The following is a 20808-nucleotide window of genomic DNA, read 5'->3' on the forward strand; positions in this document are numbered from 1 at the left end:
TCAGCCGCCGATGAGCCCGCGCCGGCGCCAGTTGCTGAAGATCCTCTCGCACTCGGCGTGCGCCCGCTGGACGGACTGCTCGGGGCTCATGTTCCCGCGCACCGCCCGGGCGAACATGTTGGGGATCACGTAGGTGCCGAGGATCTCGCCGATGGCCGGGCTGGAGGGTCCCGGGTGGCCGATGCTCGCGCTCCACTCTGCGGCGGTGTTCACGTCTCCGAGGAAGGCCAGCTTGTCCGACGGGTTGGACCCGAACGGGTCATCGGTCAGCCAGTCGCCGAGGTCGGGGGCGAGCGACGGCCAGGACGGGAAGTCGTAGAGCTGCGACTCGTACGTCGCGAGCGCGAAGTTGTCGGAGAGGTGCAGCAGGAAGGCCTTGGCCGCGTCGGGGTTCTGGGCACCCTTCGGGACGATGTAGTTGTACATGACGTGCTGGGCGGCGAGTGCCGTCGAGGGTCCCTCGAGCGCGGGCACGAAGAACGTGTCGTCGGCGACCTCCGGGTTCACCTCCTGCAACGACCGGTAGGCGGAGATCGAGTTGAGGATGTAGCTGAGCTTGCCGGCGATCAGGCCCTCGTTGTTGCTCGCGGCGTTCCAGGCGAACACCTCGTCGGTCATCGCGTCCCGATAGAGGGAACCCATGAACTCGACCGCCGCTATCGTCTCCGGCGAGTTGAGCACCACCTGCTCGTTCTCGTTCTGGATCGACGCCCCGTAGGACCACAGCAGCGCGTGGCCGGCCATGTTGGAGTCGATCTCCTGGGACATGCCCAGGCCCAGCTGCACGTCCTGCGACTTCATGATCTCGGCGCCGCCAGTGAGCAGCTCCTCCCACGTCGTCGGGCCGTCCGGCAGCCCGACCGGCTCCCACAGGCTGCGTCGGAAGTTGCCCGGGTCGGGCACCCAGCCGGGCGAGAACGCGTAGTACTTGTCGGTGTGCGGGTTGTAGCTGGAGTCCCTGCAGATGCCCAGCTGCTCGCCGTACCGCTGGCTCGCCTCCTCGTTGATGTCCCGGAGATCGAGCACGCTGGGCTCGAACTGCGACAGGGTGGCGATGTACTGCATCAGGTCGTGCCCCTGGCCGGCCTGCAGCTCGGAGGCGATCTGCGTCGGGACGTTGGCGACGTCGACGTGGTCGACGCGGACGTCGACGCCGACCTCCTTGCCCCAGTCGGTGGCGAACGCGTCGAACCACTCGTCGTGGCTGGCCACGAAGTGGCTCCACAGCAGGATGCTCAGCGTGCCCGAGAGCTTGCTCGCCGGTTCGTTGAAGGTCGGGCTCGGCTCACCCCCGGCGCCCTGTTCGGTCGGGCTCTCGGGTTCACTGGCACATGAGGCAACGGCGGCGCCGAGGCCGGAAAGTGCCGCGATGCGCAGGACCTCTCGCCGGGTCCACGAGTTCGTCGGTGCCATGTCCGCTCCTGGAGTCGTCCACCCTCGACGGTACGCCTTGCTCCGGTACCCCGAAAGGCCGGCGACATGACGTGCCCGAGCGACTCCTCAGCGGTGGAAGCGGGCCTCGCGCTCGTCGGCGAGACCGGCCTCGACACGCGCCCGCATGTGGGCCGACAGCGGCGGCAGCGCGTCGATCGGCCACCACCGGGCGTCGGTCGACTCGTCGTCGGCTGGATAGGGCTCGCCGCTCACCCAGGAGCAGGCGAAGGTGAGGTCGAGGTACGCCGCGCGGTCGCCGTTGTCGTAGACCACCTCGGGCAGCACGGACGCCGACGCCAGCCGGTCGACGCGGATCACGACCCCGGCCTCCTCGAGCGCCTCGCGTGCCGCCGCGACGGCCGGCTCCTCCTCCGGGTCGACGATGCCGGTGATCGGCGTCCAGTGACCGTTGTCGCTGCGCCTGACCATGAGCAGCTCGTCGCCTCGGCGTACGACCGCCGTGACTCCGGGCAGCCAGAGCGGGTCGGTGCCGACCTTGCGGCGCATGTCGAGCACGAAGTCGGGGATCGGGCTCACGCCGTCAACGCCTCGACGAGCGACTCCTGCAGCCAGCCGATCCACTCGTAGATGTCGTGGGCCTGGGCGCGCGGGTCGTCGTCGGGCAGGGAGTGCCAGTAGGCCTCGTCACCCTCCTCGACGCCCAGGCGCGAGGCCAGCGCGAGGCGGATGTCGGTGAACGAGCGCATCCAGGTCTCGGCCTCGGCCTCCTCGAGCTCGACGTCGATCATCAGCCCGTCCTCGGTGAGCTCCGGCGGCAGGCCGGCCTCCTCGAGGCTGTCGATGATGGAGACGGCGGCCGCGGCCTTGCCGTCGCGCAGCGTGCCCTCGGTGTAGCGGCGGAACTCCGCCGACGCCTCCTCGTCGTCGGTGTAGGCCGACGGGAAGAGCCGCTGGAGGACGGGGTCCTCGGGCTCGGTCGTGGGACCGGAGAAGTCCATCATCGCCTCGAAGGGGTCGCGGCTGTCGTCGGGCACCGCGCGCTCGTTGCGCAGCAGCTCGACGATCTGCGAGGCCAGCGAGCGGATCAGGTCGGCCTCGAACCCCGTGAAGGTGGCGATGATGCGGCGGCTGCGGCGGTGGCGGGCGAACCCGCTCATGAAGCCCGCTCCATCGTCGCCCAGAGGCCGTATTCGTGCATGGCCTGCACGTCGCGCTCCATCTCCTCGCGGGTGCCGGTCGACACGACCGACTTGCCGTCGTGGTGCACCTCCAGCATCAGCTTCTCCGCCTTCGCCTTGTCATAGCCGAAGTACTTCTGGAAGACATAGGTCACGTAGCTCATCAGGTTGACGGGGTCGTTCCAGACGATCGTCACCCACGGCTTCGCGAGGAAGGTGATGTCGTCGGGCGTGAGCGTCGGGTCGACCTCGACGGGGCTGGCGGCGGTCACCGGACCATCGTGGCACAGTGACCTCCGTGACCCGCTCTACGGCGCTCCTCACCGACCACTACGAGCTGACCATGGTGCAGGCCGCACGCGGCTCCGGCACGGCCGACCGCCGGTCCGTCTTCGAGCTCTTCCCGCGCCGCCTCCCCGAGGGGCGTCGGTACGGCGTGGTGGCCGGCGTCGGCAGGGCGCTCGACGCGATCGAGGCGTTCCGCTTCGACGACGCCGCCCTGGGGGTGCTGGAGGACGTGGTGGACGCCGGCACGCTCGAGTGGCTCGCGTCGTACCGCTTCTCCGGCGACGTCTGGGGCTATCCCGAGGGCGAGGCCTACTTCCCCTACTCCCCGCTGCTCGTCGTCGAGGGCACCTTCGCGGAGGCCGTCGTGCTCGAGACGGTGCTGCTGTCGATCTACAACCACGACTCCGCCATCGCGTCGGCGGCGTCCCGGATGACCCTGGCAGCCGGCGACCGACCCTGCATCGAGATGGGGTCGCGGCGCACCCACGAGGAGGCGGCGGTGGCGGCCGCGCGCGCGGCGTACGTCGCGGGCTTCACGCGGACGTCCAACCTGGCCGCGCAGCTGCGGTACGGCGTGCCGACAACCGGCACGGCGGCCCACTCCTTCACGCTGCTGCACGACTCGGAGGCCGACGCGTTCCGCGCCCAGGTCGAGTCGCTCGGCGTCGGCACCACGCTGCTCGTCGACACCTACGACGTCGCCGAGGCCGTGCGGCTCGGCATCGAGGTGGCCGGCCCGTCCCTCGGCGCGGTGCGGCTGGACTCCGGCGACCTCGGCGTCGTCGCCGAGGAGGTGCGCGCGCAACTTGACGCGCTCGGCGCGACCGGGACGCGGATCCTGGTGACCAGCGACCTCGACGAGCATTCGATCGCCGCGCTCGCGGTCGCCCCGGTGGACGGCTACGGCGTCGGCACCCAGCTGGTCACGGGCTCGGGCCACCCGACGTGCGGGTTTGTCTACAAGCTCGTCGCCCGCGAGGGTGACGACGGCACGATGGTGTCGGTGGCGAAGAAGTCGCAGGACAAGATCTCGATCGGCGGCCGGAAGTATGCGCTGCGCCGCCGCTCGACGTCCGGCGTGGCCGAGGCCGAGGTGGTCGGCATCGGCGCTCCCCCGGCCGACGACGGCGACGGCGACCGCCCCCTGCTCGTGCCGCTGGTGAGCCGCGGCGAGGTCGTGGGTCGCGAGCCGCTCGACACCGCGCGCGAGCGGCATGCGCTCTCCCGCGCCGAGCTCCCCCGCACGATCCAGATGATGTCGCACGGCGAGCCGGTGATCCCGACGGAGCACGTGTAGGCCGCGCGCCCCGCCGGGGTGGCGCACCCGCCCACCCGCGCTAGCCTGAGCGACATGGCGCGAGCACTGATCGTCGTCGACGTGCAGAACGACTTCTGCGAGGGCGGCTCCCTGCCCGTGAGCGGGGGCGCCCAGGTGGCGGCCGACATCGGGGCGCTGCTGCACCGGTGGACGGCCAAGGGGCCGGACGCCCCGGCGTACGACGTCGTGGTCGCCACCAAGGACCACCACATCGACCCGGGCGGGCACTGGTCGCGCGAGCCCGACTTCGTCGACAGCTGGCCCGTCCACTGCAAGGTCGGCACCGACGGCGAGGCGTTCCACCCCAACCTCGACCCGCAGCCGTTCGACGCGATCTTCCTCAAGGGCGAGCACCAGGCGGCCTACAGCGGATTCGAGGGCCGCACGACCGACGGCACCCCGCTCGCCGACTGGCTGCGCGGGCACGGCGTCGACACCGTCGACGTGTGCGGCATCGCGACCGACCACTGCGTGCGGGCCACTGCCCTCGATGCCGTGCGCGAGGGCTTCACCACCCAGCTGCTCAACCACCTCTGCGCCGGCGTCGCGGAGGACACCACGGCCGCGGCACTCGACGAGATGCGCACCGCGGGGGTCACCTTCTGACCGACGCGGTCAGGAGCACCACTTCGCGGTGATCGCCCGCAGCACGGTGAGGTTGCGGTTGGTCGCGACGCCGAGCCGCTTCTCCACCCACGCGTTGCCGAGCCGAGCGGCGTGATAGCTCTCGCGCTGCTCCAGCGCGAGGTGCACGGCGCGGCCGCGGATCCGCAGGTGCTCACCGTCGGCGGAGACGTCGTACGACACGCGCTCGGCCTCGGCGACGACGTCCGGCGTGGGCTCCTGCTTGAGCAGAGAGACGTAGTGGACGCCGATGTTGCCGAGGTCAGCGGCGAACTCGTCGGCGTCCGCGACGACCTGGCAGAGCTCGGCGGGAGTGAACGCGATCGTCGGCACCTCGAAGCCGCGGTCCTCGACGTAGGCCTTCTCGAGCGCGGCCTCGACCTTCGCGCGCGAGCGCATCGGCGTGCTCACCAGCAGGTTGCCGGTGTTGATGTGCGTCTGCACGGAGGTGAAGCCGGCGGCCTCGGTCGCCGCGACCAGCGCGTTCTTGGGGAACTTCCGCTTCGCTCCGAGATTGATGGCGCGCAGGAAGGCGACGTAGGTCGGCATGGCAGAAGTATGGGGGTCTAGTGTGGTTCGGCATGAAGCTCGGAAAGCTCACGACAGTCGCCGCCATCGCCACGCTCGGCACCGCCCTGTCGGCCTGCGCCGCCGACACCGAGACCACGACCACCGAGTCGGGGGTCAACCTCGTGCAGGAGGGCACGCTGACCGTCTGCACACACCTGCCGTACAAGCCCTTCCAGTTCACCCAGGGTGACGAGATCGTCGGCTTCGACGTCGACATCGCCAACCTGGCCGCCGAGACCATCGAGGACGGGGTCGAGCTCCGGGTCGTCGACGTGCCGTGGGAGACCATCACCACGGGCGAGGCGCTCAACACCGGCAAGTGCGACCTGGCGCAGGGCGGCATGACGATCACCGACGAGCGCGCCGCCGTCATGGACTTCACCGACCCCTACTTCGAGGCCACCCAGGCGCTGCTGACCAAGACCGGCTCCGGCTACGCCGACCTCGAGAGCCTGGCCGGCAAGAAGATCGGCGTTCAGGAGGGCACCACCGGGGAGATCTACGTCAACGAGAACGCGCCCGAGGACGCCAAGATCGTCTCCTTCGAGGACCTCGCCCTGCTCCAGGCCGCCGTCAAGACCGGCCAGGTCGAAGCGGGCGTCAACGACAACGGCGTCCTCTATGACTACGCCAAGGAGAACCCCGACACCGAGGTGACGGCGGAGTTCGACACCGGCGAGCAGTACGGCATGTCGGTCAAGAAGGACGGCAACGACGAGCTGCTGAACGTGTTCAACGAGGCTCTCGAGAAGGCCGAGTCGGACGGCACCTACGAGGAGATCTACAAGAAGTGGTTCGGCGAGACCCCGAGCATGTGACGCCCTGCCGCCCTGACGAGACCTGACCTCGAGGAGCCTCATGGCGAGTCCACGACAGCGCGCTGCGCGGGCGCGCTACATCCAGTACGCCGTCCTGGTGGCCGTCGTCGTCGCGGCCGCCTTCCTGATGGACTGGGCGCAGATCCAGCGGGCGTTCTTCAACATCGAGGTGGCCCGGGACATGTTCCCGCGCGTCCTCACCATCGCCCTGAAGAACACCGTGATCTACACAGCCTGCGCGTTCGCCTTCGGGCTGGCGCTCGGAGTGGTGCTGGCCCTGATGCGGCTCTCGAGCGTCGGTCCCTACCGGTGGATCGCGACGGGGATCATCGAGTTCTTCCGCGGGGTGCCGGCGCTGGTGGTCTTCCTGGCCATCGGCACCGGCGTACCCACGGCGTTTCCGGGACGGGAGATCCCCGGTGACGTGCTCGGCCAGGTCACCGTCGCCCTCGGGCTCGTCGGCGGCGCCTACATGGCGGAGACGATCCGCGCCGGCATCCAGGCGGTGCCGAAGGGCCAGCTGGAGGCCGCCCGCTCGCTCGGCATGTCCCACGGCAGGGCGATGGTGAGCGTGGTGATCCCCCAGGCGTTCCGGATCATCCTCCCGCCGCTGACCAACGAGCTCATCCTCCTGACCAAGGACTCCTCGCTGGTCTACGTGCTCGGCGTCTACCTCGAGACGCAGGAGCTCACCAAGTTCGGCCGGGAAACCATGAACACCACGAGCAGCCTGACCGCGCTGGTCGTGGTCGGCTTCTGCTACCTGCTCATCACCATCCCGCTCGCGATCATCGTGCGCCGGATGGAGCACCGCGCGGAGAGGGCCCGCTGATGACGACCGAGATCCGCCCGGACCGCGGGGCCGCCGCGATCGACGTCCGCGACCTGCACAAGCAGTTCGGCGACAACGAGGTGCTCAAGGGCATCGACTTCCATATCGACAACGGCCAGGTCGTCTGCGTGATCGGGCCTTCGGGCTCCGGCAAGTCGACGCTGCTGCGCTGCGTGAACATGCTCGAGACGCCGACGAAGGGGCAGATCTTCGTGGAGGGCGAGGAGATCACCGACCCGGACGCAGACGTCGACCGGCTGCGCTCGCGGATCGGCATGGTCTTCCAGCAGTTCAACCTGTTCCCCCACATGACGGTGCTGCGCAACCTGTGCATCGCTCAGGAGAAGGTGAAGGGCCGCTCGCGCGCCGAGGCGGTCGAGGTGGCCAGGCGCAACCTCGCCAAGGTGGGCCTCGCCGAGAGGGAGTCGGCCTACCCCGCCCACCTCTCCGGCGGCCAGCAGCAGCGGGTCGCGATCGCGCGGTCGCTGTCGATGGACCCCGACATGATGCTCTTCGATGAGCCTACCTCCGCCCTCGACCCCGAGCTCGTCGGCGACGTGCTCGCCGTGATGAAGGACCTCGCCAGCGAGGGCATGACGATGATGGTGGTCACCCACGAGATAGGCTTCGCCCGCGAGGTGGGCGACAAGCTCGTCTTCATGGACGACGGCGTGATCGTCGAGGAGGGCGACCCGCGTCAGGTGCTGGCCAACCCCCAGCACGAGCGCACGCAGGCCTTCCTCTCCAAGGTGCTCTAGGCCCGAGGTCACCCACGGGACGCCCCGAGCCACTCGTGGGCGGCCGCGACCATCGCCTCGGTGAGGTCGGTCATCACGGCCGACCCGAGCCGCCAGTGCTGCCAGAACAGCGGCACGTCGGTGTGCCGTCCCCGCGCGATCTCGACCAGCCGGCCCTGCTCGAGGTCGTCGACCACCTGGACGAGCGGGATCATCCCCCAGCCCATCCCGCGGCGTACGGCCGTGTCGAACTCCCCCACGCTCGGGATGTAGGTCGCCGGCGGCGCGAGGTGGCGGCGCGTGAGCTTGCGGATGAAGTCGTGCTGCTGGGTGTCGCTGCGGTCGAAGACGACGATCGGCGCCCGCTCCAGCGCGCCCGCCGTCGGGCCCTCGGGCAGCTGGGTCGCGACGTAGTCGGGCGTCGCCACCGCGACGTACCTCATCCGGCCGAGCCGGACCACCCGGCAGCCCGGCACCGGCCGCGGGTCGGACGTGATGGCGGCCATCACGTCGCCCCGGCGCAGGCGCTCGGTGGTGCGGGTCTGGTCCTCGCGCAGCACCTCGAAGGTGACGCGGTGTGCCGCCTGCACCCGGACGAGCGCGTCGATCAGCCAGGTGTAGAGGGCGTCGGCGTTCACGGCCACGGGCACGGAGGTGTACGACGCGTCCGCGCCGCCGTCGTCTTCGACCAGCTCGGCGATCGCCTCCCGCTCCAGCAGCTCGGTCTGGGACGCGAGCCGGACCAGCACGTGACCGGCCTCGGTGGGCTCGAGCGGCTTGACCCGGTGCAGCAGGACCCGCCCCACCCGGGTCTCGAGCGCCTTGACGCGCTGGCTCACCGCGGAGGGGGTGACGTGCAGCTCGCGTGCGGCCGCCTCGAAGGTGCCGAGCCGGACGGCGGTCGCCAGCGTGCGGAGCGCGACGGGATCGAGCTGCGTGACGTCTTTCATAGCAAGAGATACTAATGATCCTTGTAAATCCTTCGCTGGAGTTAAGGCAGCTCCGTGCCTAGCGTTGTCCTCGTGCTGAGCATCTACTTCACCGGTCTGCTGACCGGCCTCGCCCTCATCGTCGCCGTCGGCGCGCAGAACGCCTTCGTCCTCCGCCAGGGGATCCGCGGCGAGCACGTGCTGCCCGTGGTCGTGGTCTGCCTGCTCTCGGACGTCGCCGCGATCACCGCCGGCGTCTCCGGGCTCAGCGTGGTGCTCGAGCGCTGGCCGGCGGTGCTGCCGGTGGCGCAGGTGCTCGGCGGCGTCTACCTGCTCGCTTTCGGCGTGCAGTCGGCGATGCGGGCCTGGAAGCCGCAGGCGCTGACGGCCGAGGGCGGCGCCTCGATGTCGGCCGGCCGCGCGGTGCTGCTGGCCCTGGCGCTCACCTGGCTCAACCCGCACTTCTACCTCGACACCCTGCTCATGCTCGGGACCGTGGCCAACAGCTTCGGCGACCACCGCTGGTGGTTCTTCCTCGGTGCGGTCTGCGCGAGCGCGGCGTGGTTCCCGGCGCTCGGCTTCGGCTCGCGCCTGCTGCGGGGCCTGTTCGCCCGGCCGTCCGCGTGGCGCGTGCTCGACTCCGGCATCGCCGTGGTGATGGGCTGTCTGGGCGTCGGGTTGCTGGTGCACTGATCGCGAACAATCGCGCGGCGGCGTGGGCCTGCTGGTGCACTGAGCCCGCACCGGCCGCACCGCGCCGTACGCTGGCAACGTGGACGTGATCACCGACCTGAGGGACCGGCTGGGGGCCGATCTCTTCCGCCGCGTGGCCGGCCCGGAGGGCCCGCGCCACCGGCAGCGCATCCACGGCACGCCCGGACCGCGCTGGTTCGCCGCCGGCTCCCCGATCACCCAGGTGCACGGCGACGCGTGCATGTTCATCGGCGGCATCCGGGCGGTCCTGCTCCAGACGATGCACCCGGCCGCGATGACCGCCGTGGCCGAGCATTCGGGCTACCGCGGCGACATGTGGGGCCGGCTGGCCCGCACGAGCCAGTTCCTCGCGGTCACCACCTTCGGCCCTGCACGGCAGGCCGAGCAGGCCGTCGAGGCCGTCCGCCGCATCCACGACCGGATCACCGGCACGCTGCCCGACGGCACGCCCTACGCCGCGTCCGACCCGCACCTGCTCGCCTGGGTGCACGCCGCCGAGATCGACAGCTTCCTGCTCGCGCACCAGGTCTACGGCGCCCGCCCGCTCGACCAGGCCGGCCGCGACGAGTACGTCGCGCAGACGGCCGAGGTCGCGCGGCGCCTCGGCGTCCTCGACCCGCCGACCACCGAGGCCGAGCTGCAGGCGACGCTGAGCGCCTTCCGACCCGAGCTCCGGGCGACGCCTGCGGCGCGGGACGCCGTGCACTTCCTGATCCTGCACCCGGACCTGCCGCTGGTCGCGCGGCCCGCGTACGGCGCGCTGGTGGCCGCCGCGGTCGGGCTGATGCCGCGCTGGACCCGCGTGCCGCTGCGCCTGCCGTGGCTGCCCGTCGCCGAGCGCACCGCGGTGCGGGCCCTCGGAAGCGGCGCGACGGGGACGATCCGCTGGGCCCTGACGAGCGGTCACGCCGAGGCGCGGCGGCTACGCGCGACCGCCGAGGGAGCACGCCTCGACGAGGCAGATGCGTCCTAGTCGGCCCTAGGCCGACGCCGCCGCCTCCATCTCGGCCTGCATCGCGTCCAGCATCGCGGTGAACTCGACGTGGCTCGGCGCCTCCATGGGCGTCGCGTCCGGCGTCCTCGCGAGCACCTCGAGGAACCGGTCGAGGGAGGCCCCGGTGGCCGCCGGCAGGTGCGCGGAGAAGATCCGGGTCGGCCGCAACCGGCGCACGCCCTCGAGCACCTCGGCGAACTTGTCCCGGTCGAGCATCGTGCTCCACGGGGAGTCCATCACCGCCCAGGCGAGCATGCCGCCCGCGAGGACCTCCTCCGGGACCTCGGTGACGTCCTGGGTCCGCTCAGGCAGCGTCGCACCGAAGGAGTCGACGGTGAAGAGGCTGCCGGTCGACTCGTCGAGGAACCCGATCGTCATCGGGTTGTCGTAGAGCGGCGGCGCGACGGCGCGCAGGGTGCGGTCGCCGACGGAGAGCCGGTCGCCCGGCCGGATCGCGTGCACGCGATCAAAGGGCACCGGCCACCAGGTCGACATCCGCATGGCCGACAGGGCATGGGTGACGAGTCGGGCCTGGGGCGCCGCCTCGAGGATGCGCTGGACGGCACCGGTGTGGTCGGCGTCGTCGTGGGTGAGCCACAGCCACTTCAGGTTGGCCAGACCGATGGCGTCGTCGACCGCGTCGAGGAGCTGGTCGGCCTCCTGGGCGACGCCGGTGTCGACGAGCACCGGCTCAGCCGCTTCGAGGAGGAAGGCGTTAATCGTGAGGACCCCGTCGGGGCCTAGCGGGAAGGAGACCGGCATCACGTGGACGTCGGGAGTGGGTCGGTAGGGGTTTTCCATCAGAGCCTCCAGGGTCGGGTCGTTCCTGCCCGGAAGGCGTTCAGGTCCTCGGTGTGCCGTTCAGTCAGGAGTGAACGACCCAGCGGACCGGATCGGAGGGGTCCGGCTCGAACGCGCAGTAGAGGCCGGTCCGGACGCGGCGGTCCAGGACCTCCCCTGCCTCTGGCACGTCGTCCCGGATGCGCGCGATGGCGGTACGCACCGAGCGAGTGACGTTGAGCCGGGCCCGCTCGGCCGCCGACGCCGCCCTCCGCGAGCGGCCGGACAGCCCGAAGGCGGCAGCGAGCTGGGCGACGAGCTCGTCGCACTCCTCCTGGAGCTGCGCGGCGCGCTCGTCCTCGCCGAGCGCGAGCAGGTCCTCGACCTCGTCGCGCAGCTGCTCGACCCGCCGCCGGTACGCCTGCCGCGCAGTGCCATCGAGCAGCTCCCCGGCGTCACCCAGCCGGTGCCGGTCGGGCCCGTCGCGCACCACACCCTCGATCTGGTCGACGAGGTCGAGCACGTGGCGCTCGACGCCCGGGCTGGCCATCAGCGTGGCAAGGTAGCGGAGTCCCTTGGTGTGGGCGAGCCGGATCCGTACGCCGTTGAGCTCCACCGCCCAGGCGTCCTGCTCGCACCGGAGGGTGGCCGTCTGGGCGGCGGTCTTCCCGTAGGCCAGCCGCCCGAGGAGCTCGAGATCGCCGGGCGGCAGCGTCACGTCGAGCCAGGCGAGGACGCTCGCCGCGCGGCCAGCCTCGACCTGCGCCGCCGCACGATTGCCGGCTCGCTCGTGCAGGCGGGCCAGCTCGAGTCCGAGCGAGACCTTCATGACAGGCAGCCCGACCGGCAGTGCGTCCACCGCCTGCTCCATCGCGGTGATCGCGCCGACGAGGCCGCCCTCGGCAGCCAGCACGCGGGCCTCCCCGGCGCCGGCCAGAGCCGCCAGGCGCGGTACGGCGAGGCCGGTGGCGCGCTCGGTCATGAAACTGCAGGCCTGACGGGCCGCCTCCACGTGGCCAGCCGCCAGCTCGGCGTCGGTGAGGATGGCCAGCAGCTCGACGGCGCGGAGCACGTCGGGTCCGACCATGCGCAGCCCGCGCGAAGCGGTGGCGATCGCAAGGTCTGTGTCACCGCGGGCGAGGTGCAGACGAGCAGCCGGGAGCAGGGCCTGCATGTGGGCCTCCTTGCCGAGCAGCAGCGCCTCGGCTTCGGCGAGCCGCCCCTGCCGGGTGCGCAAGTCGGCCAGGGCGATCGCCGGGTGCCAGCTGGCCAGCGGCATGCAGGCCTCGAACTCAGCCACCGCACGAGTCAGGACCGCCTCGGCCTCGGCCCAGCGCCCGAGCTCCATGAGCGCGGTCGCCTGGACTGCGTCGCAGTGGCCGCTCAGGAAGACCTGGCCGCCTGGGGCCGGACCGACGAGCCCGACGCGGCGCAGGTCGTCGAGCCAGTGACCCGCGCGGTCGAAGGCGGCGGCGTAGTAGCAGGCGGTGAAGAAGGAGCAGACGCCCATGCCGGCGGCGTCCTGGTCCTCGGCGGGCCCGCACCAGAGCGCGACCGCCTCGTCGAGCATGCTCATCCCCTCGACGAGGTTGCCCGCCTGCACCTGCGCGAGCCCACCGTCGGCGAGCGCCTTCGCCTCGAGGTCGACGTCCCCGAACCTGCGGGCCCGGTCGAGGGCGAGCTGCGCCCGCCTCAGCAGCTCGTGGGGGTCGTCGACGTCGCAGCCGAGCCCCGCGAGAGCCACCCAGCCCTGCTCCACGCACTCCGGCTCGTCCTCCAGCAGCCGGGCGGCCCGGTGGAACCACGCGCGGGCTGCCGCCCGGTTGCCGCCGAAGGTCTCGAACGCCCAGCCCAGGCGCGCACAGGCCATCGCCGCCTGGCGCGGGTCGCCGGACGCGGCGAACCGGCGCACGTCAGCCGACAGCTGGTCCATGCCGCCCTGGATGTCGCCCTCGTCGAAGGCGGCCATGGCGGTGAACTTCGCCGCGCTGGCATGCGCCTCCGGCTCCGTGGCCACGCTTCGATCGTAGGACGACGGGGGCGTCGCACCTAGCGGGTCGCCCGGGGAGTCAGAGGTTGCCGCGGGCCTCCTGCTCGCGCTCGATCGCCTCGAAGAGGGCCTTGAAGTTGCCCTTGCCGAAGCCGAGCGAGCCGTGCCGCTCGATGAACTCGTAGAAGACCGTCGGTCGGTCCCCCATCGGCTTGGTGAAGATCTGCAGGAGGTAGCCGTCCTCGTCGCGGTCGACCAGGATCCGGCGCTTCTTCAGCTCCTCGATCGGTGCCCGCACCTCGCCGATGCGCGCCCGCAGCTCGGGGTCGTCGTAGTAGGAGTCCGGGGTGTCGAGGAACTCGATGCCGTTGTCGCGCAGGAGGTCGACCGTGCGCAGGATGTCGTTGGTCGCGAGGGCGATGTGCTGGCAGCCGGCGCCGTCGTAGAACTCGAGGTATTCGTCGATCTGCGACTTCTTCCGCGCGATCGCCGGCTCGTTGAGCGGGAACTTCACCCGGTGGTTGCCGCTCGCGACGACCTTCGACATGAGCGCGGAATAGTCGGTCGCGATGTCGTCGCCGATGAACTCGGCCATGTTCGTGAAGCCGAGGACCTTGTTGTAGAAGGCCACCCACTCGTCCATCCGGCCGAGCTCGACGTTGCCGACGCAGTGGTCGATGGCCTGGAAGAGCCGCTTCGGGTGGCCCTCGCGGCGCGAGACGGTCGTGCTGCGCGCGACGTAGCCCGGCAGGTAGGGGCCGTCGTAGCGGGAGCGGTCGACGAGCGTGTGCTGGGTCTCGCCGTACGTCGCGATCGCCGCCGTGCGCACCGTGCCGTGCTCGTCGGAGACGTCGTGCGGCTCCTCGAGGATCGTGGCGCCCATCTTCCGCGCGTGCTCGATGCACCTGTCGACGTCGGGCACCTCCAGCGCCAGGTCGACGACGCCGTCGCCGTGCTTGCGGTGGTGGTCGAGGGCGGGGCTGTCGGGCGTGACGCCACCGGTGAAGACGAAGCGGGCGGAGCCCGAGCGGAGCACGTAGGACTTGGAGTCACGGTGCCCGGTCTCGGGGCCACGGTAGGCCTCGAGCTCCATGCCGAGGGCCAGCTGGTAGAAGGTCGCCGTCTGGGTGGCGTTGCCCACGATGAAGCCCACGGCGTCCATCGCCGTGACGGGGAACGGGTCGTGGGAGGCGTCGTACTCCACCAGTCCGACGAGCTGCTTGAGCTGGTCGAGGGTCAGGCCGGCCTGCTCCTCTTCGTGGGTCAGGACGGTGAGCGTGGAGTGGGTCATGGCTCCACTGTGGCCGTGGGCGCACAAGGTGTGCAACAGTACGACGAAACGTTGAGCAGGTTGCACAGTGGAGCGTGATCTCGTGGACGATCTGGACAGCAGACTGCTCGACCTGTTCGCCGTCGAGCCACGGATCGGCGTGCTGGAGGCGTCCCGCCGCCTCGGCGTCGCGAGGGGCACCGTGCAGGCGCGGCTGGACAGGCTCGCCACCACCGGCGTCATCACCGGGTGGGGCCCTGAGCTCTCCCCCGAGGCGCTCGGCTTCCCGGTGACCGCGTTCCTCACCCTGGAGATCCGCCAGGGCGCCGGCCACGACTCGATCGCCGCGCACCTGGAGACGATCCCGGAGGTGATCGAGGCGTGCACGATCACAGGCGCCGGCGACATGTGGGCGCGGGTGGTGGCCCGCTCCAACGCCGACCTCCAGCGGGTCATCGACCAGGTGCTCGCCGAGCCCGGCATCGAGCGGTCGACGACCGTGATCGCGCTCGCGACCCAGATCCCCCACCGGGTGCTGCCGCTGGCGCGGGTCGCGGTCGGCCGCTAGCGCAGGCGGTCGGCGACCTGCTCGGCGGCGGCCACCACGCGGGGCGCCACGACACCCTCGTCGATGGCGCCGTCGAGGGTCACGATCCCGACGCTCGCCTGCAGGCCCTCCACGCCGCGGACGGGTGCCGCGAGGCCGTGGGCTCCGCTCTGCAGCTCGCCCGTCGTGACGGCGTACGGCGTGTCGTCGCCGCGGCGGAGGATGCCGATCGCCTTCCCTGCCGCGCCGTGGCTGAGCGGGTGGCGCGAGCCGACCCGGTAGGCGACGTGGAAGTCGGTCCAGGTCGGCTCGACGACGGCCAGCGCCAGCGCCTCGTCGCCGTCGGCGACGGTGAGGTGGGCGGTGCAGCCGATCGCGTCCGCCAGCTGGCGGAGGACCGGCACGGCCTGGTCGCGCAGCAGCGGGTGGACGGCCGAGGCCAGGTGGAGGATGCCGAGCCCGACCGAGAGCCGGCCGCGGGAGTCGCGGCGCAGCAGGGCGTGCTGCTCCAGGGTGCTGATCAGCCGGTAGACGACCGTGCGGTTGACGCCGAGGGCCGCGGCCAGCTCGGTGACGGTCATGCCGTCGGACGACTCCGCCAGCACTTCGAGCACCCGCAGCCCACGGTCCAGGGTCTGCGAAGTCTCGGCGGCCATGCTCCCAATGTAGCCCTGTGGCAGCCCTACGAGGTCTGCCGCATAGCCCACTCCCGGATGCGGGTGATCCGGGCGTGCAGCTGCTCCGCGGTGGCCACCGCGGCCGGCGGGCCGCCGCACTCCTTGCGCAGCGTGGCGTGGGTGACGCCGTGCGGCTGGCCGGTGCGATGGTGCCAGGCCGCCACGAGTCCGTTGAGCTCGCGGCGCAGCACGCCCAGCTGCTCGTGGGTGGTGATCTCGGCGACGGTGTCGGGCTCGCGCGCCGCGGAGGCCTTCTGGCGCCTGGCCCGCTCGCTCTGCCGCGAGTGGAGCAGGTCGCGCACCTGGTCGGGCTCGAGCAGGCCCGGAATGCCGAGGAAGTCCATCTCCTCCTCGGACCCCACGTGCACCTCCCCCGAGTGCCCGAACTCACCGCCGTCGAAGACGACGCGGTCGAACGACGCGGTCGAGCCGAGCGCCTCCCACTGCATCTCGAGCTCGTCGGACGCCGACTCCCCCGCGTTGGCCTGCGCCAGCAGGTCCTTCTCGGCGGCGAAGATGTCGTCCTCGTCGGTGACCCTGCGGCCCAGGACATGGTCGCGCTGCATCTCCATCTCGGAGGCATAGCTCAGCAGGTGCGGCACCGACGGCAGGAAGACCGACGCGGTCTCGCCCCGCGCCCGGGCCCGGACGAAGCGGCCGACAGCCTGGGCGAAGAACAGCGGCGTCGAGGTGGTGGTGGCCCACACGCCGACGCACAGGCGGGGCACGTCGACACCCTCGGAGACCATCCGCACCGCGACCATCCAGCGCTTGTCCGACTCGCTGAACTGGCTGATCCGCTTCGACGCCGCCTTCTCGTCGGACAGCACTACGGTCGGCGCCTCACCCGTCAGGGAGCGGAGAAGCTTGGCGTAGGAGCGCGCCGAGTCCTGGTCGGAGGCGATCACCAGCCCGCCGGCGTCGGGCACGTGCCGCCGCACCTCCGTGAGCCGCTTGTCGGCGGCCGCGAGGACGGAGGGGATCCACGATCCGGAGGGGTCGAGCGCCGTGCGCATTGCCTGCGCGTGCATGTCCTTGGTGAGCGGCTCGCCCAGCCGCGCGGCGACCTCGTCGCCGGCGCGGGTGCGCCAGCTCATCTCGCCGGAGTAGGCCATGAACAGGACCGGCCGGACGACGTGGTCGGCCAGCGCGTGGGCGTAGCCGTAGGTGAAGTCGGCTACGGAGCGCGGGATGCCGTCATCTCCGGGCGCGTAGGTGACGAACGGGATCGGGTTGACGTCGGAGCGGAACGGCGTGCCGGTCAGCGCCAGCCGGCGGGTCGCCGGCTCGAACGCCTCGCGGACGCCCTCGCCCCACGACAGAGCGTCGCCCGCGTGGTGGATCTCGTCGAGGATCACCAGCGTCTTGAAGCGCTCGGTGCGGATCCGCATCGCGAGCGGGTTGACCGCGACGCCGGCATAGGTGACGGCGATGCCGACGTAGTCCTGGGAGGTCTTACCCTTGCCGGCGGCGTACGTCGGGTCGATCGGGATGCCGGCCCGTGCAGCAGCCTCGGCCCACTGCGTCTTGAGGTGCTCGGTCGGCGCGACCACGGTGATCCGGTCGACGATGCGCCGGCCGAGCAGGTCGGCGGCCACGGTCAGCGCGAAGGTCGTCTTGCCGGCGCCGGGGGTCGCGACGGTCAGGAAGTCACGCGGCGAGGCCTCGGCGTACCTGTCCATCGCGGCCTGCTGCCAGGCGCGCAGGAGCGGGGCGGTCCCCCAGGCGGCGCGGTCGGGCCACGCCGGTGAGAGGGGGACGGCCTCGGGCCGCCCCGTCACGCGTCGGAACCGTCGCCGTCGTCCCCGGGCTTCATGGACTCCCAGATCTCCTTGCACTCCGGGCAGACCGGGAATTTCTCCGGCGCCCGCGAGGGCACCCAGACCTTGCCACAGAGGGCGATGACGGGCGTGCCCATCACCATCGCCTCGGTGAGCTTGTCCTTGGGGACGTAGTGGGAGAACCGCTCGTGGTCACCGTCGTCGGTGGGGAGCGTGCGTCGGTCCTCGATCGTCTGGGTGCCGGGTGAGAAGCCGAGGGTGCTCATGATGGGCCAGCCTACGTCACGGGGAGGTCAGTTGAGCTCCGGGTCGAGCGGCCTGGTGGAGTGCCAGGCCAGGTCACCGGGCTGCCGCCGCAGCACGTCGCGCCAGAGCCCGGAGGGGTCCTGGCGGAAGGCGTCGCTCTCCTCCGACGGCACGACGTACCAGTCCCCGCCGGCGATCTCCCCCTCGAGCTGCTGGGCACCCCAGCCGGCGTAGCCGGCGAAGACCCGCAGCCCCGCCAGGGAGCCGTCGACGAGCTCGACGGGCGTGTCGAGGTCGATCACGCCGAGCCGGCCGACGATGTGGCGGAAGCCCACCGGCTCGTCGCGGGGGTCCTGGAGGAGGGCGACCGCGATGGCTCCCTCCGTGCTCACGGGGCCGCCCCGGAAGAGCACCTCGGGCTCCGCCACGACACCGGCCCAGCCGTCGAGGACCTCGGCGACGAGCACGGGCGAGGGGCGGTTGAGCACCACGCCCAGGGCACCCTCGGGGGTGACGTCGAGCATCAGCACGACGGTGTCCACGAAGTTGGGGTCGTGCAGCTCGGGCGTCGCCACCAGGAGGGCTCCGGGCGCCACGTCGGTCATGTTCCCATCATGACCGATCGACCCGAGCGCAGGCCCGGGCAGTGCGCGGCGTCAGGCCGCGATCACCGCCCGCAGGCGGTCGACCAGGGAGAGCGGCTCGGTCGGCTGCGGCGCGGCAGGACCGGCGTACGTCGCGTGGGCGCGCTCGGCGATCTGCGCGCCGACGCGCGCGGCGAGAGCGTCGTCGATGGCGGCCTTGCCGGACATCACGGCGAGCATCCCGTGCTCCTTGGCGTTGGCGGTCGCGATGGCCCGGGCCACCTCCTCCGACGTCGGGGCAGCGCTGTAGTGGTCGAGGATCGCCCGGATGCCGGGGATCTCGTCCGCGGCGCCGTGCCAGGCGGCGACGACGGCGGCCTCGAGATCCATCGGCTGGACCATGAGCTCGCGCTCGATGCGGCCGGCCAGGCGGGTGTGCCAGCGCAGCTGCAGGGCGCCGAGGAGGTCGAGCTCGTCCGTGAAGGTCTCCCGAACACCGGCGACGTCCAGGGGCAGGCGTCCGTCGCGGCGCGCGTCGGCCACGGCGATCACCTCGCGGAGCACCTCTCCGCGGCGGTGGAAGGACTTCCAGGTCATGGCAGTCTCCTGTCTCATCTGGTTCCCACATACTGTGAGTACGTACTGAGAGTATGCGTCCGACCGGGGGTACTCAAACCTGGAACCACGTGAGGCCAGACACATCCGAGCGACCCGGATCCCTAGACTGCGGGGATGACCAAGACGCCGGGCAAGCTGATCCCGAAGGTGCCGAGCCCCAAGGTGCCCAGCGTCCCCGGCGCCGTCTCCCGGCGAGCCCACTACTCGGCGACCACCAAGCGCGCACTGATCGACGTCGCCGAGGAACTGTTCACCGCGAACGGCTACGCCGGCACCTCGCTCGACTCGATCGTCGCCGGGGCGCGCGTCACCAAGGGTGCGCTCTACCACCACTTCAGCGGCAAGCGCGCGGTCTTCGAGGCGGTCTTCGACCGGGTGGAGTCACAGGCCGGCCAGACGATCACCCAGGCCCTCAAGCGGCAGAGGGACCCCTGGTCGAGGGCCATGGCCGGGCTCGAGGCGTTCCTCGAGGTCGTCCAGCAGCCGACCTACCGCCGCATCGTCATCCAGGACGGCCCCTCGGTGATGGGCTACGAGCGCTTCCGCGAGCTGGAGGAGCGGTCGACGTTCGCCACGATGACCGACATCGTCCGGGCCCTGCTCAAGGCCGGCGACTGGGACGTCGACGAGGCGATGCTGAAGACCTTCACGACCATCTTCTTCGGCGCCATGTCGTCGGCCGGCGAGTCCGTGGCCACGAGCGACGACACCGCGCAGGCTGCGGCCCGCGTCGAGGCAGCCATCGGCTTCCTCCTCGCCGGCCTCCAGGGCCTCGCCGACCGGGGCGCCGCCGGCCCCTCCCCGCACGTCGACGACGAGGACGAGCCCGAGGCCGCAGGGGACTGAGCCCGGGCTACTTCGCCCAGGTGACGTTGCCCGACTGGGCCGGGACCAGCTCGATCCAAGTGTGGCCGGCGGGCACCTTGAGCTCGCCCTGCCTGGTGCGGAGCTCGATCGGGCCCTTGAGGCCCTGCTTCTGCCAGGTGCCGCGCACCAGCCGACCGCCGTGGAAGAGCAGCGCCTCGCCCTTGCCCTCGAACTTGGTCTCCGGCACGAAGGCACCCGAGGGGTCGCGGTAGCCCGCATCGCCGACCTGCACGCGCAGGACGAGCACCGTGTCGGTCGGGAAGCGGTCGCCCTCGCCGGCGTAGGAGTTGGTGTTGACGTAGCGGCCGCCTTCGAAGCGCCAGCTCGTCGTGTGCCCGCCGAAGAACGCCTCCAGGGACGTCACCTTGGCCCCCTTGGGCAGGTCGTCCGCGGTGCCGAAGTCGAGGTAGGGCTTCGGCTGGGTCTTGCGGGCGCGGGTGCCGATGTCGGCCAGGTCGGCGAAGAGGTTGTACGGCGCGTAGCGCCCGCTGGCGCGGTAGACCCCGGGCGCCCCCTCGGTGACCCAGGGGATGCCGGCACCCTTCACGCGGCCCAGCGTCACTGCCGCGGCGCCGCTGGTGACCACGGTGGCACCGTCGGGGACGATGCCGATGTCGGAGGCGCGCATCGAGCGCACCGGGCCGACCTCCTGGGGCAGCCTGGAGTAGAAGAAGACGGCCAGGCGGGTCATGCCGCCCTCCACGAGCTCCTCGACCACGAGGTCGGCGGACCCCAGGCCCACCTGCGGAGCACTGGAGGACGTGTTGTCGATCTTCGCCACGAGTGCGCCGTTCTTCGGCAGGTCGCCCTTGACGGGCAGGCCGGTGAAGGGCCAGGTGAGCGGCTCGGCCGGGGCCGACTCGCTCGCCTCTCCGCTGCCCTCCTGCGACGGGCTGGCGTTGTCACCCGTCGCGTCGTCGCCGCCACTACATCCCGCGAGCAGCAAGGCGACCGCGGTGGCAAGGCTGGCGGCGCGGAGGCGGACAGAGGCGTGCAAGAGGGACTCCGATCGTCGAGATGACACGTCAAGTGTGCGGGCAAGGAGCAAGCC

General features: G+C 71.4%; 24 protein-coding genes. 9 read left to right on the forward strand and 15 right to left on the reverse strand.

The genetic code is table 11. The annotated features are described in order from the left end of the window. The 4 genes from DDE18_RS19890 to clpS form a co-directional block, all read right to left on the reverse strand. A complete protein-coding gene (locus DDE18_RS19890; RefSeq protein ID WP_116574006.1) occupies positions 1 to 1413 on the reverse strand; it encodes an ABC transporter substrate-binding protein in 1413 nt (470 codons plus the stop codon). A gap of 87 nt (positions 1414 to 1500) precedes the next feature. Further along, positions 1501 to 1971 carry an NUDIX hydrolase gene (locus DDE18_RS19895; RefSeq protein ID WP_245916893.1) on the reverse strand — a complete coding sequence of 157 codons (471 nt, stop codon included), beginning with the start codon at positions 1969 to 1971 and terminating at the stop codon, positions 1501 to 1503. Next, entirely contained in the window at positions 1968 to 2552 is a 585-nt protein-coding gene (locus DDE18_RS19900) for a DUF2017 domain-containing protein (RefSeq protein ID WP_116574007.1), read from the reverse strand. Before DDE18_RS19900 ends, DDE18_RS19895 begins: the two co-directional genes overlap by 4 nt. Further along, the gene (gene clpS, locus DDE18_RS19905) at positions 2549 to 2845 is read right to left on the reverse strand and encodes an ATP-dependent Clp protease adapter ClpS (RefSeq protein ID WP_116574008.1); all 297 of its coding nucleotides are present in this window, start codon (positions 2843 to 2845) and stop codon (positions 2549 to 2551) included. Before clpS ends, DDE18_RS19900 begins: the two co-directional genes overlap by 4 nt. Positions 2846 to 2871: 26 nt before the next feature. Here clpS and DDE18_RS19910 point away from each other — a divergent pair, with 26 nt between their 5' ends. Next, entirely contained in the window at positions 2872 to 4158 is a 1287-nt protein-coding gene (locus DDE18_RS19910) for a nicotinate phosphoribosyltransferase (RefSeq protein ID WP_116574079.1), read from the forward strand. A 54-nt stretch (positions 4159 to 4212) separates the two neighbouring features. Further along, positions 4213 to 4785 (forward strand): nicotinamidase, encoded by a 573-nt coding sequence (locus tag DDE18_RS19915; protein WP_116574009.1) that lies wholly within the window; start codon positions 4213 to 4215, stop codon positions 4783 to 4785. A 9-nt stretch (positions 4786 to 4794) separates the two neighbouring features. Here the strand turns inward: DDE18_RS19915 and DDE18_RS19920 are convergent, their stop codons facing one another. Next, the gene (locus DDE18_RS19920; protein WP_116574010.1) at positions 4795 to 5352 is read right to left on the reverse strand and encodes a DUF1697 domain-containing protein; all 558 of its coding nucleotides are present in this window, start codon (positions 5350 to 5352) and stop codon (positions 4795 to 4797) included. Positions 5353 to 5384: 32 nt separating this feature from the next. Between DDE18_RS19920 and DDE18_RS19925 the strand changes: the two genes are divergently transcribed. From DDE18_RS19925 to DDE18_RS19935, 3 genes are read left to right on the forward strand one after another with little or no spacing between them, the layout of a single operon-like run. Continuing rightward, positions 5385 to 6191 carry an ABC transporter substrate-binding protein gene (locus tag DDE18_RS19925; RefSeq protein ID WP_116574080.1) on the forward strand — a complete coding sequence of 269 codons (807 nt, stop codon included), beginning with the start codon at positions 5385 to 5387 and terminating at the stop codon, positions 6189 to 6191. Positions 6192 to 6231: 40 nt separating this feature from the next. Further along, positions 6232 to 7023 carry an amino acid ABC transporter permease gene (locus DDE18_RS19930; protein ID WP_116574011.1) on the forward strand — a complete coding sequence of 264 codons (792 nt, stop codon included), beginning with the start codon at positions 6232 to 6234 and terminating at the stop codon, positions 7021 to 7023. After that, a complete protein-coding gene (locus DDE18_RS19935) occupies positions 7023 to 7781 on the forward strand; it encodes an amino acid ABC transporter ATP-binding protein (RefSeq protein WP_116574012.1) in 759 nt (252 codons plus the stop codon). The genes DDE18_RS19930 and DDE18_RS19935 overlap by 1 nt, the downstream gene beginning before the upstream one ends. 8 nt (positions 7782 to 7789) lie before the next feature. Here the strand turns inward: DDE18_RS19935 and DDE18_RS19940 are convergent, their stop codons facing one another. Next, entirely contained in the window at positions 7790 to 8710 is a 921-nt protein-coding gene (locus tag DDE18_RS19940) for a LysR family transcriptional regulator ArgP (protein WP_116574013.1), read from the reverse strand. Between the two features lie 72 nt (positions 8711 to 8782). On the opposite strand from DDE18_RS19940, the gene DDE18_RS19945 reads away from it, so the two are divergent. Continuing rightward, on the forward strand, positions 8783 to 9382 hold the full coding sequence (locus tag DDE18_RS19945) for a LysE/ArgO family amino acid transporter (protein ID WP_211754656.1): 600 nt from the start codon (positions 8783 to 8785) through the stop codon (positions 9380 to 9382). A 79-nt stretch (positions 9383 to 9461) separates the two neighbouring features. Continuing rightward, entirely contained in the window at positions 9462 to 10376 is a 915-nt protein-coding gene (locus DDE18_RS19950; protein ID WP_245916894.1) for an oxygenase MpaB family protein, read from the forward strand. A gap of 6 nt (positions 10377 to 10382) precedes the next feature. Here the strand turns inward: DDE18_RS19950 and DDE18_RS19955 are convergent, their stop codons facing one another. The 3 genes from DDE18_RS19955 to hppD all read right to left on the reverse strand — a co-directional run bounded on the left by DDE18_RS19955 (position 10383) and on the right by hppD (position 14458). Next, positions 10383 to 11198 (reverse strand): oxygen-binding di-iron domain-containing protein, encoded by an 816-nt coding sequence (locus tag DDE18_RS19955; protein WP_116574014.1) that lies wholly within the window; start codon positions 11196 to 11198, stop codon positions 10383 to 10385. A gap of 64 nt (positions 11199 to 11262) precedes the next feature. Next, positions 11263 to 13194: a tetratricopeptide repeat protein gene (locus DDE18_RS19960; RefSeq protein WP_116574015.1), complete on the reverse strand. Its 1932-nt coding sequence runs from the start codon at positions 13192 to 13194 to the stop codon at positions 11263 to 11265. A 52-nt stretch (positions 13195 to 13246) separates the two neighbouring features. Then, complete coding sequence (gene hppD, locus DDE18_RS19965; protein WP_116574016.1) at positions 13247 to 14458, reverse strand: 4-hydroxyphenylpyruvate dioxygenase; 1212 nt, start codon at positions 14456 to 14458, stop codon at positions 13247 to 13249. A gap of 82 nt (positions 14459 to 14540) precedes the next feature. Between hppD and DDE18_RS19970 the strand changes: the two genes are divergently transcribed. After that, positions 14541 to 15005: an Lrp/AsnC family transcriptional regulator gene (locus DDE18_RS19970; RefSeq protein ID WP_116574017.1), complete on the forward strand. Its 465-nt coding sequence runs from the start codon at positions 14541 to 14543 to the stop codon at positions 15003 to 15005. Here the strand turns inward: DDE18_RS19970 and DDE18_RS19975 are convergent. Genes DDE18_RS19975 through DDE18_RS19995 form a run of 5 tightly spaced genes read right to left on the reverse strand, consistent with a single transcriptional unit; the run spans position 15002 to position 18869 of the window. Further along, the gene (locus DDE18_RS19975; protein WP_116574018.1) at positions 15002 to 15640 is read right to left on the reverse strand and encodes an IclR family transcriptional regulator; all 639 of its coding nucleotides are present in this window, start codon (positions 15638 to 15640) and stop codon (positions 15002 to 15004) included. The two genes, DDE18_RS19970 and DDE18_RS19975, sit on opposite strands and share 4 nt — an antisense overlap. Positions 15641 to 15666: 26 nt before the next feature. Further along, positions 15667 to 17442 (reverse strand): DEAD/DEAH box helicase, encoded by a 1776-nt coding sequence (locus DDE18_RS19980; RefSeq protein WP_116574019.1) that lies wholly within the window; start codon positions 17440 to 17442, stop codon positions 15667 to 15669. Then, positions 17439 to 17708 (reverse strand): DUF3039 domain-containing protein, encoded by a 270-nt coding sequence (locus DDE18_RS19985; protein ID WP_116574020.1) that lies wholly within the window; start codon positions 17706 to 17708, stop codon positions 17439 to 17441. Before DDE18_RS19985 ends, DDE18_RS19980 begins: the two co-directional genes overlap by 4 nt. 27 nt (positions 17709 to 17735) lie before the next feature. Further along, positions 17736 to 18293 (reverse strand): YqgE/AlgH family protein, encoded by a 558-nt coding sequence (locus DDE18_RS19990; protein WP_116574021.1) that lies wholly within the window; start codon positions 18291 to 18293, stop codon positions 17736 to 17738. Positions 18294 to 18344: 51 nt separating this feature from the next. Beyond that, entirely contained in the window at positions 18345 to 18869 is a 525-nt protein-coding gene (locus DDE18_RS19995) for a hypothetical protein (protein ID WP_116574022.1), read from the reverse strand. A 135-nt stretch (positions 18870 to 19004) separates the two neighbouring features. Between DDE18_RS19995 and DDE18_RS20000 the strand changes: the two genes are divergently transcribed. Next, positions 19005 to 19736: a TetR/AcrR family transcriptional regulator gene (locus DDE18_RS20000; RefSeq protein WP_116574023.1), complete on the forward strand. Its 732-nt coding sequence runs from the start codon at positions 19005 to 19007 to the stop codon at positions 19734 to 19736. 7 nt (positions 19737 to 19743) lie between these two features. On the opposite strand, the gene DDE18_RS20005 is transcribed toward DDE18_RS20000, so the two are convergent. After that, positions 19744 to 20754 carry a DUF3048 domain-containing protein gene (locus tag DDE18_RS20005; protein ID WP_165821258.1) on the reverse strand — a complete coding sequence of 337 codons (1011 nt, stop codon included), beginning with the start codon at positions 20752 to 20754 and terminating at the stop codon, positions 19744 to 19746. Positions 20755 to 20808 lie beyond the last annotated feature (54 nt).

The organism is Nocardioides gansuensis, assembly GCF_003076135.1.
GTDB lineage: Bacteria > Actinomycetota > Actinomycetes > Propionibacteriales > Nocardioidaceae > Nocardioides > Nocardioides gansuensis.